The sequence below is a fragment of the Anoxybacillus sp. P3H1B genome, from assembly GCF_001560855.1.
GTDB classification, from domain to species: Bacteria; Bacillota; Bacilli; order Bacillales; family Anoxybacillaceae; genus Anoxybacteroides; species Anoxybacteroides rupiense.
Genome location: NZ_LPUG01000018.1, coordinates 86,762 through 111,230, shown reverse-complemented (window position 1 = coordinate 111,230; position 24,469 = coordinate 86,762). Strand labels below are relative to the sequence as shown.

The 24,469-nt window shown below is 44.6% G+C and carries 29 protein-coding genes; 27 read left to right on the top strand and 2 right to left on the bottom strand.

Annotation, left to right across the window (positions count from 1 at the left end; translation table 11 throughout):
- The first annotated feature begins 28 nt into the window (after window positions 1-28).
- The 17 genes from AT864_RS11760 (at window position 29) to AT864_RS11690 (ending at window position 12,854) form a co-directional block, all read left to right on the top strand.
- Window positions 29-613 (top strand): xanthine phosphoribosyltransferase, encoded by a 585-nt coding sequence (locus tag AT864_RS11760; protein WP_066149095.1) that lies wholly within the window; start codon window positions 29-31, stop codon window positions 611-613.
- Window positions 610-1,917: a nucleobase:cation symporter-2 family protein gene (locus AT864_RS11755; protein WP_044746037.1), complete on the top strand. Its 1,308-nt coding sequence runs from the start codon at window positions 610-612 to the stop codon at window positions 1,915-1,917. Before AT864_RS11760 ends, AT864_RS11755 begins: the two co-directional genes overlap by 4 nt.
- Before the next feature lie 232 nt (window positions 1,918-2,149).
- A complete protein-coding gene (locus tag AT864_RS11750) occupies window positions 2,150-2,869 on the top strand; it encodes a YebC/PmpR family DNA-binding transcriptional regulator (protein ID WP_044746036.1) in 720 nt (239 codons plus the stop codon).
- 356 nt (window positions 2,870-3,225) lie between these two features.
- Window positions 3,226-4,299: a type III polyketide synthase gene (locus AT864_RS11745; RefSeq protein ID WP_066149129.1), complete on the top strand. Its 1,074-nt coding sequence runs from the start codon at window positions 3,226-3,228 to the stop codon at window positions 4,297-4,299.
- Between the two features lie 7 nt (window positions 4,300-4,306).
- A complete protein-coding gene (locus AT864_RS11740; protein WP_044746034.1) occupies window positions 4,307-4,867 on the top strand; it encodes an isoprenylcysteine carboxyl methyltransferase family protein in 561 nt (186 codons plus the stop codon).
- A 95-nt stretch (window positions 4,868-4,962) separates the two neighbouring features.
- Complete coding sequence (locus AT864_RS11735; protein ID WP_066149094.1) at window positions 4,963-8,649, top strand: dynamin family protein; 3,687 nt, start codon at window positions 4,963-4,965, stop codon at window positions 8,647-8,649.
- Between the two features lie 57 nt (window positions 8,650-8,706).
- Window positions 8,707-8,901, top strand: coding sequence for a hypothetical protein (locus tag AT864_RS11730; RefSeq protein WP_044746032.1), 195 nt, complete (start codon window positions 8,707-8,709; stop codon window positions 8,899-8,901).
- Window positions 8,894-9,172, top strand: a complete 279-nt coding sequence (locus AT864_RS11725; RefSeq protein WP_066149092.1) for a YpbS family protein — start codon at window positions 8,894-8,896, stop codon at window positions 9,170-9,172. The genes AT864_RS11730 and AT864_RS11725 overlap by 8 nt, the downstream gene beginning before the upstream one ends.
- Window positions 9,169-10,005 carry a sulfurtransferase gene (locus AT864_RS11720; protein ID WP_066149090.1) on the top strand — a complete coding sequence of 279 codons (837 nt, stop codon included), beginning with the start codon at window positions 9,169-9,171 and terminating at the stop codon, window positions 10,003-10,005. Before AT864_RS11725 ends, AT864_RS11720 begins: the two co-directional genes overlap by 4 nt.
- 69 nt (window positions 10,006-10,074) lie before the next feature.
- Entirely contained in the window at window positions 10,075-10,215 is a 141-nt protein-coding gene (locus AT864_RS18185; protein WP_172798632.1) for a hypothetical protein, read from the top strand.
- A 133-nt stretch (window positions 10,216-10,348) separates the two neighbouring features.
- Window positions 10,349-10,864, top strand: a complete 516-nt coding sequence (locus tag AT864_RS11715) for a TlpA disulfide reductase family protein (protein WP_066149088.1) — start codon at window positions 10,349-10,351, stop codon at window positions 10,862-10,864.
- Between the two features lie 115 nt (window positions 10,865-10,979).
- Window positions 10,980-11,111, top strand: coding sequence for an FbpB family small basic protein (locus tag AT864_RS17635; RefSeq protein ID WP_080861042.1), 132 nt, complete (start codon window positions 10,980-10,982; stop codon window positions 11,109-11,111).
- Between the two features lie 56 nt (window positions 11,112-11,167).
- A complete protein-coding gene (locus tag AT864_RS11710) occupies window positions 11,168-11,311 on the top strand; it encodes an acid-soluble spore protein N (RefSeq protein ID WP_044746028.1) in 144 nt (47 codons plus the stop codon).
- A 60-nt stretch (window positions 11,312-11,371) separates the two neighbouring features.
- Window positions 11,372-11,605, top strand: a complete 234-nt coding sequence (tlp, locus tag AT864_RS11705; RefSeq protein WP_044746027.1) for a small acid-soluble spore protein Tlp — start codon at window positions 11,372-11,374, stop codon at window positions 11,603-11,605.
- A gap of 110 nt (window positions 11,606-11,715) precedes the next feature.
- Entirely contained in the window at window positions 11,716-12,132 is a 417-nt protein-coding gene (locus AT864_RS11700; protein WP_044746026.1) for a thioesterase family protein, read from the top strand.
- Between the two features lie 10 nt (window positions 12,133-12,142).
- Window positions 12,143-12,472, top strand: coding sequence for a hypothetical protein (locus AT864_RS11695; RefSeq protein ID WP_066149086.1), 330 nt, complete (start codon window positions 12,143-12,145; stop codon window positions 12,470-12,472).
- Window positions 12,459-12,854, top strand: a complete 396-nt coding sequence (locus AT864_RS11690) for a hotdog fold thioesterase (RefSeq protein WP_066149084.1) — start codon at window positions 12,459-12,461, stop codon at window positions 12,852-12,854. Before AT864_RS11695 ends, AT864_RS11690 begins: the two co-directional genes overlap by 14 nt.
- Before the next feature lie 30 nt (window positions 12,855-12,884).
- Here AT864_RS11690 and AT864_RS11685 read toward each other — a convergent pair whose 3' ends face one another.
- A complete protein-coding gene (locus AT864_RS11685) occupies window positions 12,885-13,172 on the bottom strand; it encodes a HesB/YadR/YfhF family protein (RefSeq protein ID WP_044746023.1) in 288 nt (95 codons plus the stop codon).
- 135 nt (window positions 13,173-13,307) lie between these two features.
- On the opposite strand from AT864_RS11685, the gene AT864_RS18525 reads away from it, so the two are divergent.
- Both AT864_RS18525 and AT864_RS11680 read left to right on the top strand, forming a co-directional pair.
- Complete coding sequence (locus AT864_RS18525) at window positions 13,308-13,442, top strand: hypothetical protein (RefSeq protein WP_255357507.1); 135 nt, start codon at window positions 13,308-13,310, stop codon at window positions 13,440-13,442.
- Window positions 13,443-13,723: 281 nt separating this feature from the next.
- On the top strand, window positions 13,724-14,662 hold the full coding sequence (locus AT864_RS11680) for a magnesium transporter CorA family protein (protein ID WP_044746022.1): 939 nt from the start codon (window positions 13,724-13,726) through the stop codon (window positions 14,660-14,662).
- A gap of 63 nt (window positions 14,663-14,725) precedes the next feature.
- Here the strand turns inward: AT864_RS11680 and AT864_RS11675 are convergent, their stop codons facing one another.
- Window positions 14,726-15,322: a DUF502 domain-containing protein gene (locus tag AT864_RS11675; protein ID WP_066149083.1), complete on the bottom strand. Its 597-nt coding sequence runs from the start codon at window positions 15,320-15,322 to the stop codon at window positions 14,726-14,728.
- Window positions 15,323-15,504: 182 nt separating this feature from the next.
- On the opposite strand from AT864_RS11675, the gene AT864_RS11670 reads away from it, so the two are divergent.
- From AT864_RS11670 to ablB, 8 genes are all read left to right on the top strand, one after another.
- Window positions 15,505-16,944, top strand: coding sequence for an NAD(P)/FAD-dependent oxidoreductase (locus AT864_RS11670; protein WP_066149082.1), 1,440 nt, complete (start codon window positions 15,505-15,507; stop codon window positions 16,942-16,944).
- A 323-nt stretch (window positions 16,945-17,267) separates the two neighbouring features.
- Entirely contained in the window at window positions 17,268-18,260 is a 993-nt protein-coding gene (gene bioB, locus AT864_RS11665; protein WP_066149081.1) for a biotin synthase BioB, read from the top strand.
- Window positions 18,261-18,550: 290 nt separating this feature from the next.
- Complete coding sequence (locus AT864_RS11660) at window positions 18,551-19,471, top strand: NAD(P)/FAD-dependent oxidoreductase (RefSeq protein ID WP_066149079.1); 921 nt, start codon at window positions 18,551-18,553, stop codon at window positions 19,469-19,471.
- A 104-nt stretch (window positions 19,472-19,575) separates the two neighbouring features.
- Window positions 19,576-20,943 carry an aspartate aminotransferase family protein gene (locus AT864_RS11655; RefSeq protein WP_066149077.1) on the top strand — a complete coding sequence of 456 codons (1,368 nt, stop codon included), beginning with the start codon at window positions 19,576-19,578 and terminating at the stop codon, window positions 20,941-20,943.
- The gene (locus tag AT864_RS11650; protein ID WP_066149076.1) at window positions 20,924-21,625 is read left to right on the top strand and encodes a CoA transferase subunit A; all 702 of its coding nucleotides are present in this window, start codon (window positions 20,924-20,926) and stop codon (window positions 21,623-21,625) included. The genes AT864_RS11655 and AT864_RS11650 overlap by 20 nt, the downstream gene beginning before the upstream one ends.
- Entirely contained in the window at window positions 21,604-22,266 is a 663-nt protein-coding gene (locus AT864_RS11645) for a 3-oxoacid CoA-transferase subunit B (protein WP_066149075.1), read from the top strand. The genes AT864_RS11650 and AT864_RS11645 overlap by 22 nt, the downstream gene beginning before the upstream one ends.
- Before the next feature lie 15 nt (window positions 22,267-22,281).
- Window positions 22,282-23,556 carry a peptidase gene (locus AT864_RS11640; protein WP_066149073.1) on the top strand — a complete coding sequence of 425 codons (1,275 nt, stop codon included), beginning with the start codon at window positions 22,282-22,284 and terminating at the stop codon, window positions 23,554-23,556.
- A gap of 36 nt (window positions 23,557-23,592) precedes the next feature.
- Window positions 23,593-24,432 carry a putative beta-lysine N-acetyltransferase gene (gene ablB / locus AT864_RS11635; protein WP_044746013.1) on the top strand — a complete coding sequence of 280 codons (840 nt, stop codon included), beginning with the start codon at window positions 23,593-23,595 and terminating at the stop codon, window positions 24,430-24,432.
- Window positions 24,433-24,469: the final 37 nt, after the last annotated feature.

The window sequence follows — 24,469 nt, the reverse complement described above, 5'->3', positions numbered from 1 at the left end:
AGCTTTTTATTTTCAAAGGAGGAACAGCATGCGAGAATTAATGGAAAAAATCAGAGAAGAAGGAGAAGCGATTTCCGATCATGTGCTGAAGGTGGACCGCTTTTTAAACCACCAAGTTGACCCTGAACTGATGATGCGAATTGGCGAAAATTTTGCGGACGCGTTTCGGAATGAGGGGATCACTAAAGTGCTGACATTGGAATCATCCGGGATCAGTCCCGCTCTAATGACCGCATATATATTGAAGGTGCCGCTTTTATTTGCAAGAAAACGCAAATCTTTAACGCTGCAAAACGATTTGTATACAGCCAATGTCTATTCATTTACGAAGCAGGAATATACCGAAATTTCCGTATCCCGTTCGTTTCTTCAGAAAGACGATCGTGTTTTGATTATTGATGATTTTTTGGCAAACGGTCAAGCAGCATTAGGACTAACAGGAATTGTGCAGCAAGCGGAGGCAGAAGTAGCAGGAATTGGCATTGTGATTGAAAAAGCATTTCAAGATGGCGGAGAGCAGTTGCGCCGCTTAGGTTTTCGGGTGGTGTCTCTTGCCCGCATTACCTCTTTAAAAGAAGGCGTACAATTCGCAGAAGAGGTGATGTGCCAATGAATCCAATCAAATTAGGTTCTTTAGGCCTGCAGCATGTTTTGGCGATGTATGCCGGGGCCATTATTGTTCCTTTAACAGTCGGAGGAGCCTTGAAGCTGACATCAGAGCAGCTGACCTATCTTGTGGCGATTGATTTGTTAATGTGCGGGATTGCTACTTTATTGCAAGTATGGCGTACGGGGTTTTTCGGGATCGGCTTGCCGGTTGTATTAGGCTGTACCTTTACGGCCGTTGGCCCGATGATTGCGATCGGACAGCGGTACGGATTGTCAGCGGTATACGGCGCTATTATCGCTTCTGGAATTTTTGTTATCTTCATTGCCAAGTATTTTAGTAAACTGCGTGTTCTTTTTCCGCCGATTGTGACAGGTTCGGTTGTTACAGTCATCGGTTTGACTCTGATTCCAGCGGCCATGAACAACATGGCAGGCGGACAAGGGGCGAAAGACTTTGGTCATATTGATAATATTGCCCTTTCATTCGGTGTTCTGTTATTGATTATCGTGTTGTATCGGTTTTCTACTGGATTTATTCGTTCGATTGCGATTTTGCTCGGCATGATTGCTGGAACCATTGTGGCGGCATGGATGGGGAAGGTTGATATGAGCGCTGTTCAAGAGGCTTCGTGGCTTCATCTCCCTCATTTATTTTATTTTGGGATGCCTACTTTTAATCTAACAGCTGTCTTAACAATGATTTTAGTCGCAATTGTGAGTTTGGTCGAATCGACAGGCGTCTACTTTGCTTTGAGCGATATTTGCAAACAGCCGTTGACGGACAAAGACTTAGCAAATGGCTATCGCGCGGAAGGCTTGGCCATTTTGCTGGGCGGATTGTTCCAAGCGTTTCCTTACACCACTTACTCGCAAAATGTGGGCCTTGTCCAGCTTTCTGGAGTGAAGAAGCGCCGAGTCATTTATGTGGTGGGAACGATTCTGGTTGTGCTCGGATTGATTCCAAAAGTCGCCGCGCTGACCACGATTATTCCGGCTCCTGTGTTAGGCGGAGCGATGGTGGCGATGTTTGGGATGGTCATTGCTTATGGCATTAAAATGCTCAGCCAAGTGGAGTTTGCTTCACAAGAGAATTTATTTATTATTGCTTGTTCAGTTGGCGTAGGGCTTGGGGTCACAGCGGTGCCGAATTTATTTGCGGAGCTGCCGTCAAGCATTCGAATTTTAACCGATAGCGGCATTGTCGCTGGCAGCCTGACAGCCATTGTTTTAAATATCATTTTCCATGTCTGGCCCGCGAAAAAACGCAGCCATTCCGCTTCTCCCCTTCAAGAGCAGCAAGTATCATAAAGAATAACGAACAGCGCCGTCTCGTCTTTAGCAAAAGCGAGATGGCGCTGTTTTGTATTTTTCTATGCTTTTAAACACTGGACAGAAGGGAGTAAAACTAGCTAAAGATGGCTAACTTCATATATAATATAATGTTGTGGCTAGATAAAATGCCTTATGTGGTTTCAAAAGCGTCACAGATGGATCGATATGGCTTTGACAGATTCAAAATATAGAAAGAGAGTGAAGCGGAATGGGACGTAAATGGAACAACATCAAAGAAAAGAAAGCGTCGAAGGATGCGAATACAAGCCGTATTTATGCCAAATTCGGGCGGCAAATTTACGTGGCTGCTAAGCAGGGAGAACCAGATCCAGAGTCAAACCGGGCTTTAAAAATGGTGCTTGAGCGAGCCAAAACATATAGTGTGCCAAAAGCGATTATTGACCGAGCGATTGAAAAAGCGAAGGGAAGCTCGGACGAAAGCTATGATGAATTGCGTTATGAAGGCTTTGGACCGAATGGATCAATGGTCATTGTCGATGCGCTTACGAATAATGTGAATCGGACAGCATCAGAGGTGCGCGCAGCCTTCGGTAAAAACGGCGGCAATATGGGAGTAAGCGGATCGGTATCATATATGTTTGACGCCACGGCTGTCATTGGTGTCGAAGGGAAGACGGTGGATGAAGTGCTTGAACTATTAATGGAAGCAGATATTGATGCGCGCGATATTTTGGAAGAGGATGAAACGGTGATCGTTTACGCCGAACCCGATCAATTCCATGCGATGCAGGAGGTGTTTCAGCGCGCAGGAATCACGGAATTTACCGTCGCTGAGCTGACCATGCTCCCGCAAAATTATGTCACGCTTTCTGATGAAGCGCTGGCTCAATTTAAAAAAATGATCGACGCATTGGAAGATTTAGAGGATGTTCAGCGCGTGTACCATAATGTCGATATGGATGAATAATGGCTTAAGCTCCGAAGTGTGTTGAAATAGGAAAAATAATGAACGATCCGTGCTGTGAACGGGAAAGATGGCCGATGTGCCAATCATTTTATCTTTGAGCGGTAGACATGTTGAATAGATTTGATCTGTATGACAGACAGAAGAGGCTGTTTCTATGAGCAGCCTCTTTTTTATATAGAATCGCTTTTCTGTTTCATACGATTTTTCGATGATTTCCATGAATGATGTTCCAACAGCGATGGACGGCACGCTTTCCTGACCAGGTGGAAGAAGAAAAGGAAAGAATGGAATCATTTGCATTTTTTTTTAACACAAAGGGAATAGTACAGGTAGCTGATGAAAAAAGAGGTGGTTGTATGCCTGCGATTATTTCCGCTGGTCTTGCTTCATTGCCATTTACGGTTACGCAAGACGAGATACGTCAATATGTGAAACGGCTTTTTGCGTCCTCTGTTCCACATATCGAGCGGCTGCTGCCGGTCTTTGCGAACGGCGGCATTCAATCGCGATCGTTCGTTCAGCCGCTTGAGTGGTATGAAAAACGGCACGGCTTTTCAGAAAAAAACGAGCTATATATAGACCGCGCTGTCCATTATGGATGTGAGGCGATTGAAAAATGCTTAAGCAATGAGACCTTTTTGTCTAAACCGATCAACTATGAAGAAGTAGAAGCGATTTTTTATATTTCCACTACTGGCCTTGCCACGCCAAGTATCGAAGCAAGAATCATGAACCAACTGCCGTTTTCTCCTCATACGAAGCGTGTGCCGATTTGGGGATTAGGCTGCGCGGGTGGAGCGGCCGGGCTAGCGCGCGCTTATGAATATTGCTTAGCGTTTCCGAAAGCAAAGGTGCTGGTCGTCGCCGCTGAATTTTGCAGTCTCACCTTTCAGCCGCATGATACCGGAAAAAGCAATTTGATTGGCACATCGTTATTTGCTGACGGGGTTGCCTGTCTTTGTGTGGCAGGGGATGAAGCTGTCGATAACGTGCCTCGTCCGCATATTGTTGATGTGCAGTCGGTGCTTATGCCGCATTCTGAAGAGGTAATGGGGTGGAACATTCAGGATGATGGTTGGTTTGTCGTCTTTTCCAAAGATATTCCATCACTCGTTCGTTCATGGCTGAAGCCGAATGTAGAAGCATTTTTGCAAAGAAACAGCCTGGCGCTGCAGGACCTGCGCCATTTGATTGCCCACCCAGGAGGAAAAAAAGTCATTGAAGCCTATCAAGAAGCGCTTATGATGGATGAGTCAAAAACAAATGTATCATTTGAGATTTTGCGTCGATTTGGCAATATGTCTTCTGCTACGGTCTATTTTGTTCTCGAACAATTTATGCAGCAGCCCATTCCAAAAGGTGATTATGGTTTAATGATGGCCCTTGGCCCAGGATTTAGCGCGGAGCTCATTTTATTGTGCTGGGAGTGAATAACGTATGCTCATTTATGCCTTCTTTTGTCTTATTGTGTCCATGCGGGTGCTTGAATTATGGATCGCTAAACGGAATGAGCGGAGATTAAAGGCGATAGGGGCAAAGGAGTTTGGCCGTGCGCACTATCGTTGGATGGTCATTATGCATACGTTTTTTTTACTTTCTTTTTTGTTTGAGTCACTATACAAAGGAGGGCATCTTTCGCCATGGTGGCCATTCTTTTTTGGCGTGTTTCTTATTGTTCAATGGTTGCGCATTTGGTCCATTGTTTCATTAGGCCCGTTTTGGAATACTAAAATTTTGATCTTGCCTAACGCTCATGTCGTGGTAAAAGGGCCCTATCGCTTTTTGCGCCACCCCAATTATCTGGTTGTTGTTCTTGAATTTTTGCTTATTCCTTTGTTGTTTCAAGCGTACATAACGGCGGTTGTGTTTTCTTTTTTGAACGTTTGCGTCTTATTTGTCCGAATTTCGACTGAAGAAAAAGCGCTTGCCGCCATGACAGATTATGAATCTCGTTTTCGAAATCGCTCTCGTTTTTTTCCATTTCTCCCTGCCAAATAACGGCGGGAGATTTTTTTGCAATTTTTTATGTTGGGAAATGTGCGCAAATACAGTAAAATAGGTATATATGTTGCAAACGTAAGGGGTTTTGATACATGGTTCAGATAACACAACGTTCATCATTGCGTCCTTGGCTTGCCAAACTAGCTTATCTTCATGACGAATGGGTGAACAAGGGAGATCAAGAAAATGCCAAAAAAGTACAGCAGCTGCTGCGGAAAATAGCAGATGAGGAATTTTCCATTGCCTTTTGCGGCCATTTTTCTGCTGGAAAATCAAGCATCATCAATGAATTAATCGGTGAACCGCTGCTGCCGTCAAGTCCGATTCCGACAAGCGCTAACCTTGTCAAAGTGAAGGCTGGACGGGAATATGCCCGCATTTTTTATAAGAACGGACAGTCGGTCGAATATGCGTCTCCCTATGAATATGAACAAATTCGTGCATATTGCAAAAACGGAGAGGAAATTGAAGCGATCGAGATCAGCCGGAAAACGACGCACATCCCCGAAGGTGTGGCGATTTTGGATACTCCAGGCATTGACTCGACGGACGATGCGCATCGGCTTGCTACTGAATCAGCGCTTCATTTGGCAGATGTCGTCTTTTATATGATGGATTATAACCATGTTCAATCGGAATTAAATTTTCAATTTACAAAGGAATTGACAAGTGACGGAAAGGCATTGTATTTAATTGTCAATCAGATTGATAAGCACCGTGATGGAGAGCTTTCGTTTTCAGAGTTTCAGCAATCGGTGCGCGAGGCGTTTCGCCAATGGAATGTTCAGGTGGAGCGTATCTTTTTTACCTCTCTGAAAGAACGAGAACATCCATTCAATGAATTGAATGAGCTTGTCCATTTTTTCCAGCTGCTATTTGCCGAAAAAGAGGCGCGGCTTCTCTCCGGAGTCGAGGTGGCAGCTAAGCGGCTTGTCAGCGATCACCTTGCTTTTATAGAAAACCAGGATGCCAAAGAGGAAGAGGCCATTTATGCTCGTATGGAGCATTTAACGAAATCCAAGGAAGAAAGTGATATCGATGATCTTGAGAGCCGACTGCATGAGATTGATGCGCTTTGCGCGGAGGTGGAGACGAAGTTTCAGCAGGAGCTTGACAGCATTTTAGAGCATGCGTATGTCATGCCGTTTGAAACGAGAGAATTGGCGAAAGCTTATTTGCAATCGGTTCAGCCGGATTTTAAAATCGGGTTCCTGTTTAGTAAAGCAAAAACAGAGCAGGAGCGGAAAGCAAGGCTCACGGCATTTTACGAAAATGTGAAAGAAAAAGCGACATCACAAATCGAATGGCATGTACGCGACTATCTTGTTCGATTTTTAAAAGAGCATGACATTGGCGATGCCCAGTTAATGAGCCAATGCCAGCAGTTGTCTGCTGCCTGGAATGAGCAGCTGCTAGAGTCGCTTGTTAAAAAAGGAGCGGGGGTTACAGGAGAATCTGTATTAAATTATACAAATGATGTGGCGACGGAATTGAAAAAGCGGTATCGAAGCGAAGCGATGCACATCTTTGCCCCTGTTTTTTCCTTCTGGAAAAATACGGTGCAAGCAGAGCGAAATGAGCTTGCCGAGCAATTAAAAATAGAAAAGGAAAAGCAGCAGCTGCTTGATGAATTAGCGAAACGAAAGCAGCAGCGTGACGACCATTACGCCCAATTGCTAGCGCTGTTGGAATCCGAGGCTCCTAGCCATATACAGGAAGCGCGGGTTCAGGAGCTTGTCAGCGAATTAACGCCAATTCAAGTTGAGCAGGCTGTGCCTTCTGTCGGCAAAGAACAGCATTCGAACGCTGCGCGTCAAGCAGAAAAAAGTGAGGCGATTCACAGCGAATCGGTGTCATTAAGCAGTGATAAAACAAAAGAAAAAACAGCGAAAGCGATTGCCGATTTACGCCAAGCTGCCGAGCTTGTGTCTGGCATTCCAGGCATGACACGCTTTATTCATGGATTGACGGAAAAAGCGCGCCGCCTTGAAAACCGAACATTTACCGTGGCGCTGTTTGGGGCGTTCAGCGCCGGAAAATCATCGTTCGCCAACGCGTTAATGGGAGAGCAGTTATTGCCATCGTCACCGAATCCAACGACGGCAACCATTAATAAAATTGTGCCGCCGACTTCTAGCTATCCACATGGCACAGTGGTCGTTCAGATGAAAACAGCCTCACAGCTGTTAAAGGATTTGCAAAACTCGTTGCGCTATTTTCATTTGAAGGCGGAAACGATGGAAGAGGCGCTGGGAGCGTGCGAAAAAGCGCTGTTGATCGAAACGGTCGAAGCGAAGGAAAAGCCGCATTATACATTCCTGCAGTCGGTTGTCCACGGATACGCAGACGTAAAGGACGTGCTGGGAACCTCTTTGCAAATCGGTCTTGATGAATTCCAGCAATATGTAGCTGATGAGACGAAAGCCTGCTTTGTGGAGTGGATGGAGCTGTATTATGACTGTGCGCTCACTCGGCAGGGCATTGCGCTGGTCGATACGCCAGGGGCGGACTCCATTAATGCCCGTCATACAGGAGTAGCGTTTGAATACATTAAAAATGCCGATGCTGTTTTGTTTGTCACTTACTATAATCATGCCTTCTCGAAAGCAGACCGCGAGTTTTTAATCCAGCTTGGGCGCGTCAAAGACACATTCAGCATGGATAAAATGTTTTTTATCGTCAATGCTGCGGATCTGGCGAATTCACAAGAAGAGTTAGAAACGGTCACTTCCTATGTGAAAGAGCAGCTCGAGCATTTCGGCATCCGTTTTCCGCGCTTGTATGCCTTATCAAGCCGATTGGCTCTTGAGGAGAAAACAGAAAAAAAACAGCAGCACCATTACGGGATTTTGCGCGAATCTGGGATTCGCGCCTTCGAAGCGGATTTTATTCGCTTCATTATGGGAGAATTAACAAATGTAGCCGTAGCGGAGGCGTACGCTGAACTGAAGCGCCTGCGTGCGACTTTGCAAGACTATATGGTCCAAGCGAAACAAGGAAATGAAGAAAAGGCAGCGAAGCGGCAAAAGCTGGGCGACGAACAGGCTCGGATTCAGGCGCTGCTTCAATCCTCTGATCTTGCTATGGATAGGCAAGCATTAAAACAAGAAATTGCTGAATTAGTGTATTATATCAAGCAGCGTATTTCATTCCGCATGGGCGATTGGTTTAAAGAAGCGTTCAATCCGGCTGCATTGCGTGATGATGGCCGAGATATCCGTCAGGCGCTTTCTGGCTGCCTGCGCGAGCTGCTTCAATCTGTCGGTTTTGATTTGGCGCAAGAAATGCGGGCAACGAGCTTGCGCATTGAACGTTTTCTTACAAACAAGGCACAGGATCGCTTTCAACTGCTCGCAAATGAGATCGGCCGCATTCATCAGGGAATTACGCTATCGAAGGTCGAGCTTCCTGCATTTGCGACACTGGAGTTTTCTGAAGGGCTTGAGCAGCTGAATGAATCACACTTTAAAAAAGCGCTGTCGCTTTATAAAAATGCAAAAGCATTTTTTGAACGGGATGAAAAGCGGCTCATGAGAGAAGAAATTGAAAAGCAGCTGCAGCAGCCAATTCATGAATATGTGTCCGAAAATGAAGCGCGCCTCTTTGCATTTTATCAAGAAGAACACGAAAAGCGGATCCATCATTTGCTTTATGCGCTGCAGCAACAAATGGATGACTATTTTGCAGGCCTCATGACGGCACTTACCGAACAAGTGGATGTAGAACATCTCGGTAAAGTGGAGGAGCAGCTGTCGGCTCTCTTACCACAAAATGAGTAATTAGAAAAAACTGCAGCGGTGATTGAACGTGCGATTGAAGATAGGGGGAAGCGAACGATGACGCGGTTTCATGCTTGTGCCACGTGCATTCATTATCGGATGAAAAAAACAGAGAACGGAATGTACCGCTATTGTCAACGGCTCGGCTATGAAACGAAGCCGCATTATCAATTTCGCTGCTGGACGCCAAAGCCGCACGTTCGATCACTAATGGAAAAAGAACGAGCAAGAGAGGAGAAAAAAGATGAGTGAAGTTCATCATGCGATCACAGCACATTCTCATAAGCAGCATAGACTGATCAAGCAGTTTTTACAGCTCGATGCACAACGCGAGCGCTATATTGAGGAAGCGGTGGAGCATTGCCGAAATGGACAGACATTTACTGTTGAAAAGATTAATGAGACGACCAAGCAAATCAATGAGCTAGCTAAACAAGGAGTGGTTCCGCAGCGAAAATACGTGACTGTCGACATGGTCGCGGAATACGTAGAACGTCTAAAAATGAAAGGGGAACGTAAATGAAATATATCGTTTCGCCACAATGGGTGTCTGAAAGGCTCTCTCGCGATGATGTGCGGGTCATTGACTGCCGCTTTTACATGGGCGATTCTTCCCGCGGCATAAATGAGTACATACAATCTCATATTCCAGGCGCGCTTTATTTTGACTTAGAAAGAGATTTGTCCGGTCCTGTCCGTGAACACGGGGGACGGCATCCACTTCCTGATTTTGATGAATTGATGGAGAAATTATCAGCGGCAGGAATTGACCGTCATACGACGATTGTTGCTTATGACGATCAAGATGGTGCAATGGCCGCTCGTTTTTGGTGGCTGCTGCGCTATTTAGGGCATGAACGTATCTATGTGTTGGATGGCGGCTATACGAGATGGAAAGGGGCTGGATATCCGATAACCGAAGAAGTGGTTGCATTTCCGAAGCGCACCTTTATTCCAGCCTATCAGCCATCTCTTTTGGCGACGACAGAAGATGTAAGACGCGCAAGTGAACAGGATTCCGCCATTTTGCTGGATTCACGTGAGCCGAAGCGTTATTTGGGCATTGAAGAGCCTATTGATCGAATTGCTGGCCATATTCCTGGAGCAAAAAATTGTTTTTGGAAAGATGCACTAACAAGCGAAGGATATTGGAAGAAGCCGCATGAGCAAGCCGCGCGTTTTGCTTCCATTTCGAAGGACGAGAAGATTATCGTGTATTGCGGTTCAGGTGTCACCGCTTGTCCGAATGTTCTCGCGCTATCGGAAGCGGGCTATACGAATGTGCAGCTATATGTAGGCAGCTTTAGCGATTGGATTTCTTATTCGGATCATCCGATTGCAACAGGAGAGAATTAACAGCATACTTTCCATGCGGCTGACGGAAACTACATATGCAGTTCCTGATTTTCAAAAGAGGTGAAGCAAGTGGGCCGCACAAAGCTCGGAAACGCAAATGCACAGCGCAACAATAACGCCAAGCAAAAAAACGGATTCAACAACGAGTTTGCTTCTTATGCTGAAATAGAAGCGAAAAAAATGCAAAACGACCATAAAAACAGTCGCTAGCATGTGTATGTCTAAGACGGGATCAAGTGGAGCTATTTTTTATCAAGCGTTTGTGAAAGGAAAGGGCTGGGAAAATATACAGCCCTTTCTCTTTTTTTTCTTTTATGCTTAAATGATGATAGGAGGGAAAAGCATGAAAAAAATCGTTGCTATTGTTTTGCTGCTCGGTTTGACTGGATATGGGATTTGGCAGGCTTTGGCAGCCGAACAGCAAAATCGGAAAGCGGGGCTGGCCGTTGGTGATATCGCATATGATTTTGCATTAAAGACCCCAGAGGGTCAACAAATTCGTTTATCGGATTTGCGCGGCAAGCCAGTGATCATCAATTTCTGGGCAACTTGGTGCCCGCCTTGTCAGAAGGAAATGCCGGATATTGAGAAGTTTTACAAGCAGTACAAAGATGATGTGGAGCTTTTATCTGTTCATTTAACATCACAGGACCGCCGCGAAAACTTAAGCCCATTTATGAAAAAATATGGCTTAACCTTTCCGATTGTGATGGATGAAAAAGGAGAGGTATTAAAGCTGTATAACATTCAAACCATTCCGACGACCTATATTATTGATCGTCAAGGCGTCATTCGCAAAAAGGTAATCGGGCCGATGACATATAAACAAATGCAAGATATCATAAGCCGTCTTCCGTAAGAAGCATCCTTCAACATGGAGGAGCTTCTTTTTATTTTTTTCGAAAATTTGTAATAAATTTTGCTTATTTAGGAAATTATTAAAATTATAATAAAAATGAGAGGGGTTGGATCAAATGAGAAAGAACCGAAAGCTGACATTTGAACAATTAGTGTTGGAAAATAAACGGCAATTGTTAAATGATGAGAAAGCGATGGAGGAAATCGAGAAAAAATTAGAGGAACGGATGCTGAAAAAGGCAGAGTAAAATGATGCATAAGCCGATTTAAACCGAGCACACTAGATGGTGAGGAGGCGAGAGTCATGAGCAATCCAAAAGGAAGCAGAAAACATTTCGTTCCAAACCATCTAGGCACTCAGCCGCGTGCTGCGGGCGGAAATAAAGGAAAAAAAATGCAGGATCAATCAGGGCAGCACGCTCAAGTCATCCAGACAAAGGGTGAGTAATTTTTTGTTAACATAATAAAATTATTATAAAATTAAATCGACATCAAGGAGGAATTGAAGATGGCTTATCAACGTCCAAACCCAGATGATCGCAGTGATAATGTTGAGAAATTACAAAATATGGTGCAAAATACCATTGAAAATATAGAAGAAGCCCACGAAGCCATCCCTTTTTCTTCATCAGAAGAACGAAAACAGATCGAAGCCAAAAATAAACGGCGTGAAGAAGCCATTGCTGCGCTGCGTTCTGAAATTAAAGATGAAGCGGCAGCGCGCCAAAACGGTTATCAGTAACAATGAAAGAAGACGATCCCGCTGATGCTGCGGATCGTCTTGTTTGCTATTTACAGGACAAAAGGTCATTCATATGGTAAGATAAAGAAAAAAGTAAGTGGGGGAATGCCATGAAAATTGCTGAGAAACAAATCGAAGTACGCTATGCTGAAACGGACCAAATGGGAGTTGTTTATCACGCCAATTATCTGATTTGGATGGAAATTGGGCGGACCGAATTTATCAAACAGCTCGGATTTCATTATGCTGATATGGAAAAGGAAGATATCCTCTCTCCTGTAACCGATTTGCAAATTTCATATAAAAAGCCGCTTCGCTATGGCGATATGGCAACCGTTAGAACATGGATTGATGCCTATGATGGAATCCGTGTGACGTATGGTTATGAAATCTTTACATCAGACGGCGAGCTGGCGGCAACTGGAAAAACACAGCATGTGTGCGTCAGACGCGATTCCTTTCGACCGATTTTAATTCGCAAATATTTTCCGGACTGGCATGAAGCTTACGAGCGTGCCAAAAAGTAAGGCGATACATATGGCATTTGGCATTCGAAGGAATGAGCTGGAATTATGGAAGGAAAAGGTGATAAACGGAGAAATCGCTTTTCTCACTCACTTTTGGTATGATCAGCGCTTTCCGCATCATACGACAGTCACAAAAGTGGGGTGCGGCGATTTAGACAAGCTGCTGGCCTGGGGCGAAAAATATCAGCTTCGTCCTGAATGGGTTCATCAACGGGACTCTTTTCCGCATTTTGATTTATTAGGAGAGAAGCAGAAAGAAGTTTTGCGGCAGGAAGGATTGATGGATCATTTAGAACGATTTCATTTAGAAAAAGGGGATAAGTGCAATGAATGCAAATGAAATGGGGAAGGGAACGTTATTAGAAGTGCTTGGAATCGAAATTAAGGAAATAGGGCACGGACGTGTTGTCGCTACAATGCCGGTAGATCACCGGACGCATCAGCCGTTTGGTTTGCTTCATGGCGGAGCGTCGGTTGCCTTGGCGGAAACCGTTGCCAGTCTGGGCGCCTACGCATTGGTGGATCAAGATACAGAAAGTGTGGCCGGGCTGGAAATCAACGCTAATCACGTACGTCCAGTCCGAAGCGGAACAGTGACAGCGACTGGCACGGTCCTTCACCGCGGCAGAACAACGATGGTATGGGATATTCGCATCGTGGACGATCAACAGCGACTTGTTTGTGTCTCTCGCTGTACCATCGCTATTATAAAAAAAAGCTAGCTTTTTTAAGTCAGCTAGCTTTTTCGCTTTTTATTCAAGTGAAAAAACGGGTTCACTTGCTTGTTCATTAAAATCAACAATCAAATCATGCCCGTCAAAGTACCATATATCGTTGTCCTCAACAAAAAAGGTGATACCATCTATAGTCGTTTGCGCTTTTGGATCGGAAGGGACGCTTTTTTCCATGCCGAGTGAAAAGCCTTTCTGCACGGTGCTGCATCCACCATATCGTGCAAAAAAGCGAATAGAATCTCCTTCGCGTAAATCAAGCTCCTCTTTGTACCATGCTAACGCTTTTGGTTTGATAATAATTTCCATGATAAACCCTCCTTATTCACCATTATAAAGCATTTTTGGCAAAACGGGCGAATATTTGCTGCAGAAATCATTGACTAAACAGGGCGATGATTACATAAAGTAAAGATACATCATCCATGAAGGGGGAAAGGTTCATTGACAAAAAAACAAGCTGATTTTCCGTTAAGCTATGAGTCAGATGGGATCATGAAGAAAAAGCATCAGAAAAAGCCTTCGACACCTAAAAAAGAAAATAAGGATTTTTTCAATACGACGCAAGCAAGTGAATAAAGTAGCCATGCAGCAGGCTACTTTTTTATTGCAATAAACAAATTTTTACTATACAAATAGTTATTTCAACGCTATTATTAATAAGGACACATATTTTGGAGAAGGGGTGACGTTTTCGCATATGAGTAGTCGAAGTTCAAACGAACCTGAGCCGGAATACTGCGGGGAAGCATTGCCTTTTCCTTTGCGAATGAACGAGCTACTCGCCATCCGAAAACGGGCTCCATTCGAAAGGAAAAGATAGCAAGCCTTCCTCGCTTGGAAAAGGAGGAAGCGTGCATATGATGAAGATGTATTTGTCAAATGCTAATGGAAAAATTGAAGAAATTCATGAGCTTAAAAACGGTTGCTGGATTAAGCTAGTAGCTCCGACGGAAGAAGAGATTCGCTATATCGCTAACCATTTGGACATCCCGATTGATTCGATCAAAGACGCCCTCGATGATGAAGAACGTTCGCGTGTCGAAAAGGAAGATAATCATGTGTTAATTATCGTGGATATCCCGATCATTACTCATGATGAAGTGGATGGCCCTATTTATGAAACGATTCCGATCGGAATGATTATTACGAATACATGCTTTATTACGGTTTGCCTTCAAGAAAATCCGATTTTTGAAGAATTTGCGAACCACAAAATTAAAAATTTTTACACCTTTATGAAAACGCGTTTTGCTTTGCAAATGCTTTATATGATTTCGACTTACTATTTGCGGTATTTAAAGCAAATCAACCGCCGCACAAGCGAAATTGAAAAAGAGCTGCATCAATCGATGAAAAATCAGGAGCTGTTCTCGCTGTTAAGCATGGAGAAAAGCTTAGTGTATTTCATGACCTCGCTAAAAGCGAATAACATTGTCATGGAACGGCTTATGCGCCTTAATTACTTGCGAATGTATGATGACGATCAAGAGCTGTTGGAGGATGTGATCATCGAGAATAAGCAAGCGATTGAGATGGCTGAAGTATACAGCAGTATTTTGAGCGGAATGATGGATGCTTTTGCTTCGGTCATTTCTAACAACTTGAATATTGTGATGAAATTTTTAACAGCTGTGACGATTGTGATTTCACTGCCAACCATGGTTGCCAGCTTCTATGGAATGAACGTCCCAATTCCGTATCAGCATTCCCCATATGCGTTTATGGTGGCAATGCTTCTGGCCGCTTTGCTATCGAGCATTACCGCTTTTGTTTTTTGGAAAAAGCGATATTTTTAGCACAATAAAAACCGCCCTTGATAAAAGGGCGGTTTTTGTTCGGGATTAAAACGATCATTACGGCTATTCTACACGCTTTTCCTTGTTTTTGGACGCTGTCATCCCGCCAGAAAGGATGAATTTCATTGCTTCTTCCGGTTTGACGTTGATCACCTCAATCTGCGCTTTGGGCACGAGGACGGTGATTCCTGCTACTTGAAATGTCTGCGGAATGTAGACGGCTACGTACTCTTTAAGAGGATGAAAAAGCGATTCCACTTCTTCTGACGTAATAAAACCAATGCATTTTATTTCCGTGTGCGGCAGATCGATAAGGACGACCTTTGAAAACGACCGTTTTTCACCAATAAAGGAATAGATTGTATCTTTTAAAACCGAATAAACGGTTTTCATCAGCGGAATGCTTTCAAGCAGCCGATCGATCAGCTTAATGAGGCGGCCGCTAATATATTGGGTCGATAGCCATCCTAAAACGGTAATGAGAGCAATCGTGCATAAAATGCCGATGCCGGGTATGTATGTTTCATGAAGATACGGCTTGACATATTTTCCGAGCAGTCCATCGAAAAAAGTGAATATTTTAATAAACACATAGATGGCCAGCACAATTGGAACAACTGTCAATACGCCGTTCATAAAGTTTTTTGCAAGGGTCTTCATGCGTTTGCTCCTTTCTATGTGATCCTCTATCACCTTATCAAGTTTTCTCAGAAAAGACAAGGTTTATAAAAACGAACATTTTTATATTTTTTTATAAAAAAGTTCGTATTTATAATTGACGATTCATCTTATCCTTGCTATAGTTACAAATGGAAAAAAATGATGCGTTGGAGGACAGGATCATGAAGTCACATTATGATGTTATTGTCGTTGGTGCTGGACCGGCCGGTATTTTTACTTGCTATGAATTGACGTTGAAGCGAAAAGAAGCGAAGATTTTGCTCATTGATAAAGGTCACGATATTTATAAGCGGCGCTGCCCGATTCTGGAAAAAAGGATCGAAAAATGTCCACCGCCGATGGGAAAAAAAGATTATGCTGGCTGTGTGCCCGCCTGTTCGATCACGAACGGATTTGGCGGTGCAGGGGCGTACTCTGATGGAAAATTCAATATTACCAGCGAGTTTGGTGGTTGGATGACGGACTATTTACCCGCTTCGCTTGTGCTCGACTTGATTCATTACGTCGATGAAATTAATTTGCAGCACGGTGCCACGTCTACTATTACTGACCCGACGACAGAAAAGGTCAAGGAGATTGAACGGCGCGCGTATGCTGCTGGCTTAAAACTGCTAAGGGCGAACGTTCGGCATTTAGGAACGGAACAAAATCTCGAGATTTTAAAAAGCATTTATGAATATTTGCGTGAGCGCATTGACATGGCTTTTCAAATAGAAGTAGAGGATATCTTAACTGAGAAGCAAAACGAACGCCATACGGTCAAAGGAGTGGTTTTAAGGGACGGAACTTCCGTAATGGCTGAAAAGGTTGTGATTGCTCCGGGACGTGATGGCTCAGCATGGCTCACCAAAATATTGAAAAAACGCCGTTTGCGCATGCTGAATAACCAAGTGGATATCGGAGTGCGTGTGGAAACTGCCAATATTGTGATGGAGGAAATTAACGAACATTTATATGAAGGGAAATTTGTTTTCAACACATCGGTCGGTACACAAGTCCGTACATTTTGCAGCAATCCATCAGGTCATGTTGTCGTGGAAAACCATTCTGGAACGATGCTGGCGAACGGGCATGCGTATAAAGATCCAAAGTTGGGCAGCAATAATACGAATTTTGCCCTGCTTGTCTCACATAAATTTTCTGAGCCATTTGATCAACCAAATGAATACGCTCATAAAATTTCTCGGCTGGCCAATGCTTTATCGAACGGTGGCATCATTGTGCAAAAATACGGAGATCTTCTAAAAGGAAGACGGTCAACGGAAAAGCGCATCAAAGAAGGATTTATCGAACCGACATTAAAAGAAGCGGTTCCAGGCGATTTAGGTCTCGTGCTTCCTTACAATACAATGAAAAGCTTAATCGAAATGACGGAAGCGCTGAATCATGTGACACCTGGGCTTGCTTCTGAGCATACTTTGTTTTATGGAGTAGAAGCGAAATTTTATTCTGCGCGTCCGAAACTAACCGATCGTTTTGAAACAGAGATTACGGGTCTATATGTTGGAGGAGATGGCGCAGGAATTACCCGCGGTCTTGCTCAGGCAGGCGCATGCGGTGTTTGGATTGCCCGCGATATCGCGCAAAAGCTAGCAAAATAGCAGGATAGGCGTACGCCTATCCTGTTTTTTATGGTGATTTAACGGTATTTCTATTGAACTGGGAAAATGGAACCTCTGCAAAAAACTCACAGTCGCAAGCAAGCTGGTGGCTTACCTTGGTCACACCATAGTGCTCACGCGGGGATCTATGTCGACGCATCAAGCTATATGGATAAGCACTACGGGTATTTGTTTTCGTAAATGGAAAGAATACTCTCGATGAATGATTGTATTCTTATTGTCAACTTATTTATTAAAAAAGTTGACAATAAGAACCTTCTACCCTACGATAAATGTAATCGTATGGAAAGGGGAGAGAAAATATGAAAAACTGGTTGGAGTTAGCCGATCAAGTGTTGGCTGGATATGAGCTGAACGATGAAGAGGCGCTGGCGCTGTTAGACTGTCCGGATGAACAGCTTCTTCTTTTATTGCAAGGGGCCTATCATATTCGCTGCGCGTATTTTGGAAATAAAGTAAAGTTAAATATGATTATTAATGCTAAATCTGGATTATGTCCAGAAAATTGCGGGTATTGCTCGCAATCCTCGATTTCGACGGCACGTGTCCAACCGTACAAAATGGTAGATAAAGAAACGCTGATTCGCGGAGCGGAGGAAGCTTATCGTTTACAGGTAGGTACATACTGCATCGTGGCAAGCGGTCGCGGGCCAAGCGAAAAAGAGATAGATACGGTTGTTTCTGCTGTCAAAGAAATAAAAGAGCGATTTGGTTTAAAAGTGTGCGCCTGTCTCGGTATTTTAAAACCTCAACAAGCCCTCCGCCTTAAAGAAGCAGGAGTGGATCGCTATAATCATAATATTAATACATCGAAAGAGCATCATCCTAAAATTACAACCTCACATACATACGATGATCGTGTACAGACGGTACAAATCGTCAAGCAAGTTGGCATTTCCCCGTGCTCTGGCGTTATTATTGGCATGAAAGAAACGAAACAGGATGTCGTTGATATGGCCAGAAGTTTAAAGGTGCTAGATGCTGACTCCATTCCGGTGAATTTTCTGCATGCAATCGACGGCACGCCACTCGCGGGAACGGATGAGTTAGATCCGCGGTACTGTCTAAAGGTACTGGCTCTGTTCCGCTATATCAATCCATCAAAAGAAATTCGCATCTCCGGCGGACGAGAGGTGAATTTGCGATCACTCCAACCGCTCGGGTTATATGCCGCCAACTCCATTTTTGTCGGGGATTATTTAACAACGGCCGGTCAAGAAAAATCGGAGGACTATCGCATGATAGAAGATCTTGGATTTGAAATTGATTTTACTAGTCCCGAGCTTGTTGGTTAGGCTGATGCCGCTGACTTCGATAATGAGGGCAGCTTAGACTGTTAACGAACGCTTTCATTCTGCGTCACTGGCCTCGCTTATCCGCTCATGAACGTCTTTTGTTCGATTCGTTGTCTTCACTCAGCCGCGTTCCTTGTTTGCTTCAGTCTCAGGGGAAATCAACACCATGAATGGAGGTTATAGACAGAGGCCCTTTTGACTTTGTCTATCACCTTCGTTGCCGTTTGATGAATCAAAACGGAAAAAGTGAACGACAATAAAAAAGAATGACATCCTAGGGAAGTGAAACGATGAAGGACTATGAATGCATTATTATTGGCGGAGGAATTGCTGGGCTGCAGGCTGCCATCCAATTAGGCCGTTATCATCATCGCGTTCTTGTTATAGATGCTCAGAATGGCCGTTCCACACTGTGCCGAGCTTATCACAACTTGCTTGGCTGGCCGGATGGAGTCAGCGGTGAACAGCTGCGATCAAGCGGAAGGCAGCAGGCAGAACGGCTGAACGTTCACTTCGTAGACGACGAAATTGTCACTGCTTCCAAGGAGGAGGAACAATTTCAGCTTATGGGCAAAAGTGGACAACGGTACGAAGCAAAACGGATTTTATTGGCGACGGGAATAAAGGATCGTATTCCTCCGATTCCTAATCTGATTCCTTGTTTAGGGACGAGCGTTTACGTGTGCCCGGATTGTGATGGATATGAGGTGACCGATAAGAGGGTGATTGTACTTGGTGCCGGAATGGCAGGGGCCAATATGGCGTTGACACTCCTCTATTGGACGAAAGAAATCACTTATATCAATCATGATGGTGAGGATATGGCTCCAGAGCTAAAGAGAAAGCTGCAAGAACAAAATATTCGCTATGTACGCGAACCGATTGAAGCAGTGTTGGTGAAGGACGGTCCGCTTTTCGGCGGTGTCCGTCTGCAAAACGGCACTGTGATTGCAGGAGAGCGCGGATTTATTGCTTTTGGAAATAATCAGGTGAATACAAATTTAGCCAAACAGCTTGGAGTAGAAAGGTTGGAAAATCGGCACATTCCGACAGACGCGAGAACGAAACAGACAAATGTCCCCAATGTATGGGCTGCTGGCGATATCGGAGTTCATTCGGAGCAAGTAGCGATTGCTATGGGGGAGGGGGTTCAAGCGGCGATTTGGATTCATAAAAGCATTATGGCAGAAAAAAACGCGAGCCTTAGGTGAAAGGCTCGCGTTTTTACATGATGTAGCGCCGAGCATTTCTTTTCATGAAAAAGTTTTGATTCGCATAATATCTCAATACAGAGACAGAAAAGGGGGAAGCAGCTGTGGTGCCTACATATTTGATTAAACCGCATCTCCAGCGCCACTATCCGACCGTGCAGTACGCCAAAGGAATCTATGTGTATGATACGAATGGAAAAAAATATGTAGACGGCTGTTCCGGGGCCGTGACAGCCAATCTCGGGCATGGTGTTCCAGAAATTATTGAAGCGATGAAGGAACAGGCGAATAAAGTATCGTTTGTATACCGTTCCCAATTTACAAGCGAAGCGGCTGAAAAGCTTGCCGAAACGTTAAATGAGCGCATTGGCGGCGAAACTCGCTATTGGACGTTTCTTGTCAACAGCGGATCTGAAGCGACAGAAACGGCTATGAAAATCGCCATTCAATATTGGCAAGAGAAAGGAAAAAAGGGAAAAAATAAAATTTTATCACGTTGGCTTAGCTACCATGGCATTACGCTCGGAGCACTTTCCATGTCTGGGCATACAGCAAGAAGAGAGCGTTTTGTTCCTTTGCTCGAAGATTTTCCAAATGTGCCTCCTCCATATTGTTATCGTTGTCCCTATCAGTTAACTTGGCCATCGTGTCAATGGCGCTGTGCCGATGAATTGGAGGAAGCGATTATTCGCATCGGTGCCGAGCACATTGCTGCTTTTATTGCTGAACCGATTATCGGAGCAGCAGGCGCGGCACTAACTCCGCCAGAAGGGTATTATGAACGCATTCAAGCGATTTGCCGTCGCCATGAGATTTTATTTATTGCCGATGAAGTCATGACAGGGCTTGGCCGGACAGGAAAAATGATGGGGCTTGACCATTGGCAGGCAAAGGCGGACATTATTGCGCTTGGAAAAGGATTGGGGGCTGGATATACGCCAATTGCTGCTACGCTTGTCAGCGAGCACGTGATTGAGCCGATTAGAAATGGGTCAGGAGTGGTGATGAGCGGACATACGTTAAGCGCAAATCCGCTTTCAGCTGCTGTTGCTTTGGCTGTGCTTCAATATATTGATCAGCATCGTTTAGTTCAAAAAGCAGAGGAGATTGGGAGCGATTTATTTACGAAGCTATGCCGTTTGCAGCAGAAGTTTTCATGGATTGGCGACATCCGCGGCAAAGGATTAATGCTTGGAATCGAGTTCACCGTTCCCGATACCAAAACAATGACGCCCAATAAATGGGCATTTACGGATATTGTTGTGACGAAGGCCCAAGAAAATGGTTTGCTTGTGTATCCGTCTGCTGCGGGAAATGGAAAAGATGGAGCAGCGATCATCATTGCTCCACCGCTCACGATTGAGCGCGCACAACTCGATGAATTAGTAAGTTTGCTAGAGGAAGCCTTTCATCATATTGAAAAGCATTTTCCAATGAAAGGGAATGGTCGCAATGATGGTAGCCGGAAATGAGTATGGCAAAATCGTTTCTATTGAATATGCGATTGACAAAGTAATGGACGGCTGCACCTTGATGGTTGGCGGGTTTGGCGGTGTTGGTTCGCCTCCCACGCTGCTTCAGGAGGTGTTTGACAAAGGAGTGGAGCAGCTGACGCTCATCTGTAACGATACAGCCTTTCCTCATATCGGGGTTGGTCCACTTGTGAAAGAAGGAAGAGTAAAAAAAGCAATTGTTTCGCATATCGGCTCCAATCCGATTGCGGGTTCCTTATTTCAAGAAGGGAAGATGGAGATAGAGTTTTCTCCGCAAGGAATTCTGATCGAACGAATTCGCGCCGGAGGAGCTGGATTAGGAGGAATCCTTGTGGATATTGGCATGGATCATGAATGGTTGTCAAAAGGGAAGTCAATCGTTGAAGTAGATGGAAAGCGCTTTCTTTTGGAGCGTCCGTTGACAGCGGATGTATCGCTTGTATATGCGAAAAAAGCAGATCCTTTCGGCAATCTAGTATATGGCAAAAGTGCACGCAATACAAATCCGCTTGTCGCGATGGCCGGAAATATAACCATTGCTGAAGTTGAAGAGATTGTGCCGCTTGGCGAACTGAATCCGGAGGAAATTGTAACGCCAGGGATTTTTGTTCACTATATTGTGAAAAGCAGAGGAGTGAATTGGAAGTGGGCATGGGAATAAGGGAGCGTATCGCCAAACGGGCTGCGAAAGAACTCAAGGATGGAATGATCGTCAATCTTGGCATCGGTATTCCGTCACTTATTCCTAATTTTTTGCCGAAAGGGATGCGCATTATGTTTCAGGCGGAAAACGGCATTTTGGGCATGGGGGAAAGTCCGGACAAAGGCAAAGAGGATGCAAACCTTTGCAACGCTGCCGGCTATCCGGTCACGATTGTCGATGGAGCTTCTTATTTTGACAGTGCTACCGCTTTTGCCATGATTCGAAAGGGATTGATTGATGTTACAGTTCTCGGGGGATTGCAGGTAAGTGAACAAGGAGATTTAGCGAATTGGATGGTTCCGGGGAAACGTGTTCCGGGAGTTGGCGGAGGAATGGAACTGGCTCAAAAAACGAAAAAAGTGATTGTGGTGATGAGCCATGTTAGTAAAGATGGCGAGCCCAAAATTGTGACGGAATGCTCTTTACCGCTGACAGCTAGGCAATGCGTCCATTTGATTATTACGGATCAAGCGGTTATTGAAGTGACAAAAGAAGGGTTATTGTTAACAGAAGTGATGGCTCCGTATAATGTGGAAGATGTAGTGGCCAATACGGGAGCGTTTCTTCAGATTGCCCCGTCTCTTAAACGAATCGAATAAAAAAGAGGTGAAAGAATGAAAGATATACAGAATCAGCTTCATCAATGGATTTTAAAAAATCAGGATCAAGCCATCCAATTATTAAGGCGGCTTGTTCAAGAGGCGAGCACACAAAAAAATGAAGCAAACGCACAAGCGCTCATTATCGAAAAATGTCGGCAGCTGCAGTTAGAGCTTGATATATGGGAGCCGGATATCGAAAAGCTGCGACAGCATCCATATTTTGTATCAGCACGCACTAGCTTTAGAAATAGCCCGAATGTTGTAGCTATCTGGAAAGGAGCAGGCGGAGGGCGGTCTCTTATTTTGAATAGCCATATTGACGTTGTTCCTGAGGGAGATACGCAGCAATGGAAAGATGATCCATACAGCGGACAGATAAAGGAAGGAAAAGTATATGGACGAGGCGCCTCTGATATGAAAGGAGGAACCGCATCGCTCTTATTGGCGATCGAGGCACTGCAATCCCTTGGTATCAAGTTAAAAGGAAACGTGATTTTTCAAAGTGTGATTGAAGAAGAAAGCGGTGGGGCAGGCACTTTAGCTGCTGTTTTGCGCGGATACCAAGCGGACGGGGCCATCATTCCTGAACCGACAAATATGAAACTATTTCCAAAGCAGCAAGGTTCTCTCTGGTTCCGTTTGATCGTCTCAGGCAAATCGGCACACGGCGGCACACGTTATGAAGGAGTGAGTGCGATTGAGAAGGCATCGCTTATTTTAGCAAGGATTCAGCAGTTAGAAACAGAAAGAAATCAACGCATGGTCGATCCGCTGTACGAAAATATCCCGATTCCAATTCCAATTAATGTCGGTACGATCCATGGAGGAACATGGCCTTCATCTGTGCCTGATTGTGTGGTTTTAGAAGGGAGAATGGGGGTAGCGCCAAATGAAACGATTGAGCAGGCGAAGCAGGAGATGGCGCGCGCCATTCATGAATGCAATGAACAAGATGAATGGCTTCGAGAGCATCCTGTTCAGTTAGAATGGTTTGGCGCTCAATGGCTGCCAAGCGAGATTGAATCAACGCATCCGCTCATGCAAGCATTGAGCCGTTCGTATCGTCATGTGAAGTGGGAGGAACCGGTGATTGAGGCGGCACCATGGGGAACAGATGGAGGGCTTCTTACACAAGTCGGAAAGATCCCTACCGTTGTGTTTGGTCCGGGAACGACAGCAGTGGCCCATTATCCGAATGAATATATTGAAATATCGCAGATGCTGGAAGCGGCAGAAATGATTGCATTAACGATGATCGATTGGTGTGAAATGGACACATCAGTCTAAAATCTTTTGGCCATTTGTGAGGAAAGGGGAAGTGATATGAACGACTGGATTAAAGAAACGCAGTTTGCCGCTTCTGTCGTCTTTGATGATTTTAATGAACGGTTGCGCGTCGAAGATTATCGCGGGAGCGTTTTACCGCTTATTCATTCTATCAAAACCGCCGCTCAACAAAAGAAATATAGCAAATTAATTGTTAAAGCGAGAAACGAGCATGTGCCATTGTTCATTGAAAAAGGATTTCGCTATGAAGGATGGATTCAAGGATACTTTCATGGGAGTGACGCTCATATTCTTACCTACTATTTTCAGCAAGAGAGGCGCATGAGCGGGCATGAATGGGCAGAGGATCAAATGGTGGCAGACATTCAGACAAAATCGCCTCTCTCTTCCTTGTCGCCGCTTCCTGACCTTTATAAGCTGCGGAACGCGCAAGAAGCGGACGCTGTGGCGCTTGTCGAGCTATATCGAACAGTCTTTAAAATTTATCCCTCTCCATTGCACGAGCTCGGATATATGGAGAGCATTTTGAAAAAAGGCGCGCTCTTTTGCCTGATCGAGCATGACAAGCAAATTGTCAGTGCGGCATCTGCAGAAGTGAATCGGATGTATTACAACGCAGAGCTTACGGATTGTGCTACGCTTCCTGAGCATCGCGAGCATGGACTTATGAAGCATTTGCTTCGCTTTTTAGAAATGGAACTGAAAAAACAAGGCATTTTTTGCGCTTACTCGCTGGCCCGTGCGCAATCGTATGGAATGAACGCTGCCTTTCATCAGCTAGGCTATCGTTATAGCGGCCGGCTGATTAATAATTGCTATATTTTTAATGATTTAGAAGATATGAATATATGGGTAAAAGATTTGTCGGCGACATGATGCCTTTTTAGTAAAAACGCATAAATATGGTAGCAAG

Bases quoted from the DNA above. Each gene is read 5' to 3' on its own strand.
- AT864_RS11675 (WP_066149083.1), bottom strand. From the start codon at position 15,322: ATGAAGACCCTTGCAAAAAACTTTATGAACGGCGTATTGACAGTTGTT.
- AT864_RS11660 (WP_066149079.1), top strand. From the start codon at position 18,551: ATGAAGGACTATGAATGCATTATTATTGGCGGAGGAATTGCTGGGCTG.
- AT864_RS11640 (WP_066149073.1), top strand. From the start codon at position 22,282: ATGAAAGATATACAGAATCAGCTTCATCAATGGATTTTAAAAAATCAG.
- ablB (WP_044746013.1), top strand. From the start codon at position 23,593: ATGAACGACTGGATTAAAGAAACGCAGTTTGCCGCTTCTGTCGTCTTT.
- tlp (WP_044746027.1), top strand. From the start codon at position 11,372: ATGGCTTATCAACGTCCAAACCCAGATGATCGCAGTGATAATGTTGAG.
- AT864_RS11725 (WP_066149092.1), top strand. From the start codon at position 8,894: ATGAGTGAAGTTCATCATGCGATCACAGCACATTCTCATAAGCAGCAT.
- AT864_RS11670 (WP_066149082.1), top strand. From the start codon at position 15,505: ATGAAGTCACATTATGATGTTATTGTCGTTGGTGCTGGACCGGCCGGT.
- AT864_RS11685 (WP_044746023.1), bottom strand. From the start codon at position 13,172: ATGGAAATTATTATCAAACCAAAAGCGTTAGCATGGTACAAAGAGGAG.
- AT864_RS11720 (WP_066149090.1), top strand. From the start codon at position 9,169: ATGAAATATATCGTTTCGCCACAATGGGTGTCTGAAAGGCTCTCTCGC.
- AT864_RS11745 (WP_066149129.1), top strand. From the start codon at position 3,226: ATGCCTGCGATTATTTCCGCTGGTCTTGCTTCATTGCCATTTACGGTT.
- AT864_RS11690 (WP_066149084.1), top strand. From the start codon at position 12,459: ATGAATGCAAATGAAATGGGGAAGGGAACGTTATTAGAAGTGCTTGGA.
- AT864_RS11715 (WP_066149088.1), top strand. From the start codon at position 10,349: ATGAAAAAAATCGTTGCTATTGTTTTGCTGCTCGGTTTGACTGGATAT.
- AT864_RS11695 (WP_066149086.1), top strand. From the start codon at position 12,143: ATGGCATTTGGCATTCGAAGGAATGAGCTGGAATTATGGAAGGAAAAG.
- AT864_RS11735 (WP_066149094.1), top strand. From the start codon at position 4,963: ATGGTTCAGATAACACAACGTTCATCATTGCGTCCTTGGCTTGCCAAA.
- AT864_RS11680 (WP_044746022.1), top strand. From the start codon at position 13,724: ATGATGAAGATGTATTTGTCAAATGCTAATGGAAAAATTGAAGAAATT.
- AT864_RS11650 (WP_066149076.1), top strand. From the start codon at position 20,924: ATGATGGTAGCCGGAAATGAGTATGGCAAAATCGTTTCTATTGAATAT.
- AT864_RS11700 (WP_044746026.1), top strand. From the start codon at position 11,716: ATGAAAATTGCTGAGAAACAAATCGAAGTACGCTATGCTGAAACGGAC.
- AT864_RS11760 (WP_066149095.1), top strand. From the start codon at position 29: ATGCGAGAATTAATGGAAAAAATCAGAGAAGAAGGAGAAGCGATTTCC.
- AT864_RS11750 (WP_044746036.1), top strand. From the start codon at position 2,150: ATGGGACGTAAATGGAACAACATCAAAGAAAAGAAAGCGTCGAAGGAT.
- AT864_RS17635 (WP_080861042.1), top strand. From the start codon at position 10,980: ATGAGAAAGAACCGAAAGCTGACATTTGAACAATTAGTGTTGGAAAAT.
- AT864_RS11730 (WP_044746032.1), top strand. From the start codon at position 8,707: ATGACGCGGTTTCATGCTTGTGCCACGTGCATTCATTATCGGATGAAA.
- AT864_RS11710 (WP_044746028.1), top strand. From the start codon at position 11,168: ATGAGCAATCCAAAAGGAAGCAGAAAACATTTCGTTCCAAACCATCTA.
- bioB (WP_066149081.1), top strand. From the start codon at position 17,268: ATGAAAAACTGGTTGGAGTTAGCCGATCAAGTGTTGGCTGGATATGAG.
- AT864_RS11755 (WP_044746037.1), top strand. From the start codon at position 610: ATGAATCCAATCAAATTAGGTTCTTTAGGCCTGCAGCATGTTTTGGCG.
- AT864_RS11740 (WP_044746034.1), top strand. From the start codon at position 4,307: ATGCTCATTTATGCCTTCTTTTGTCTTATTGTGTCCATGCGGGTGCTT.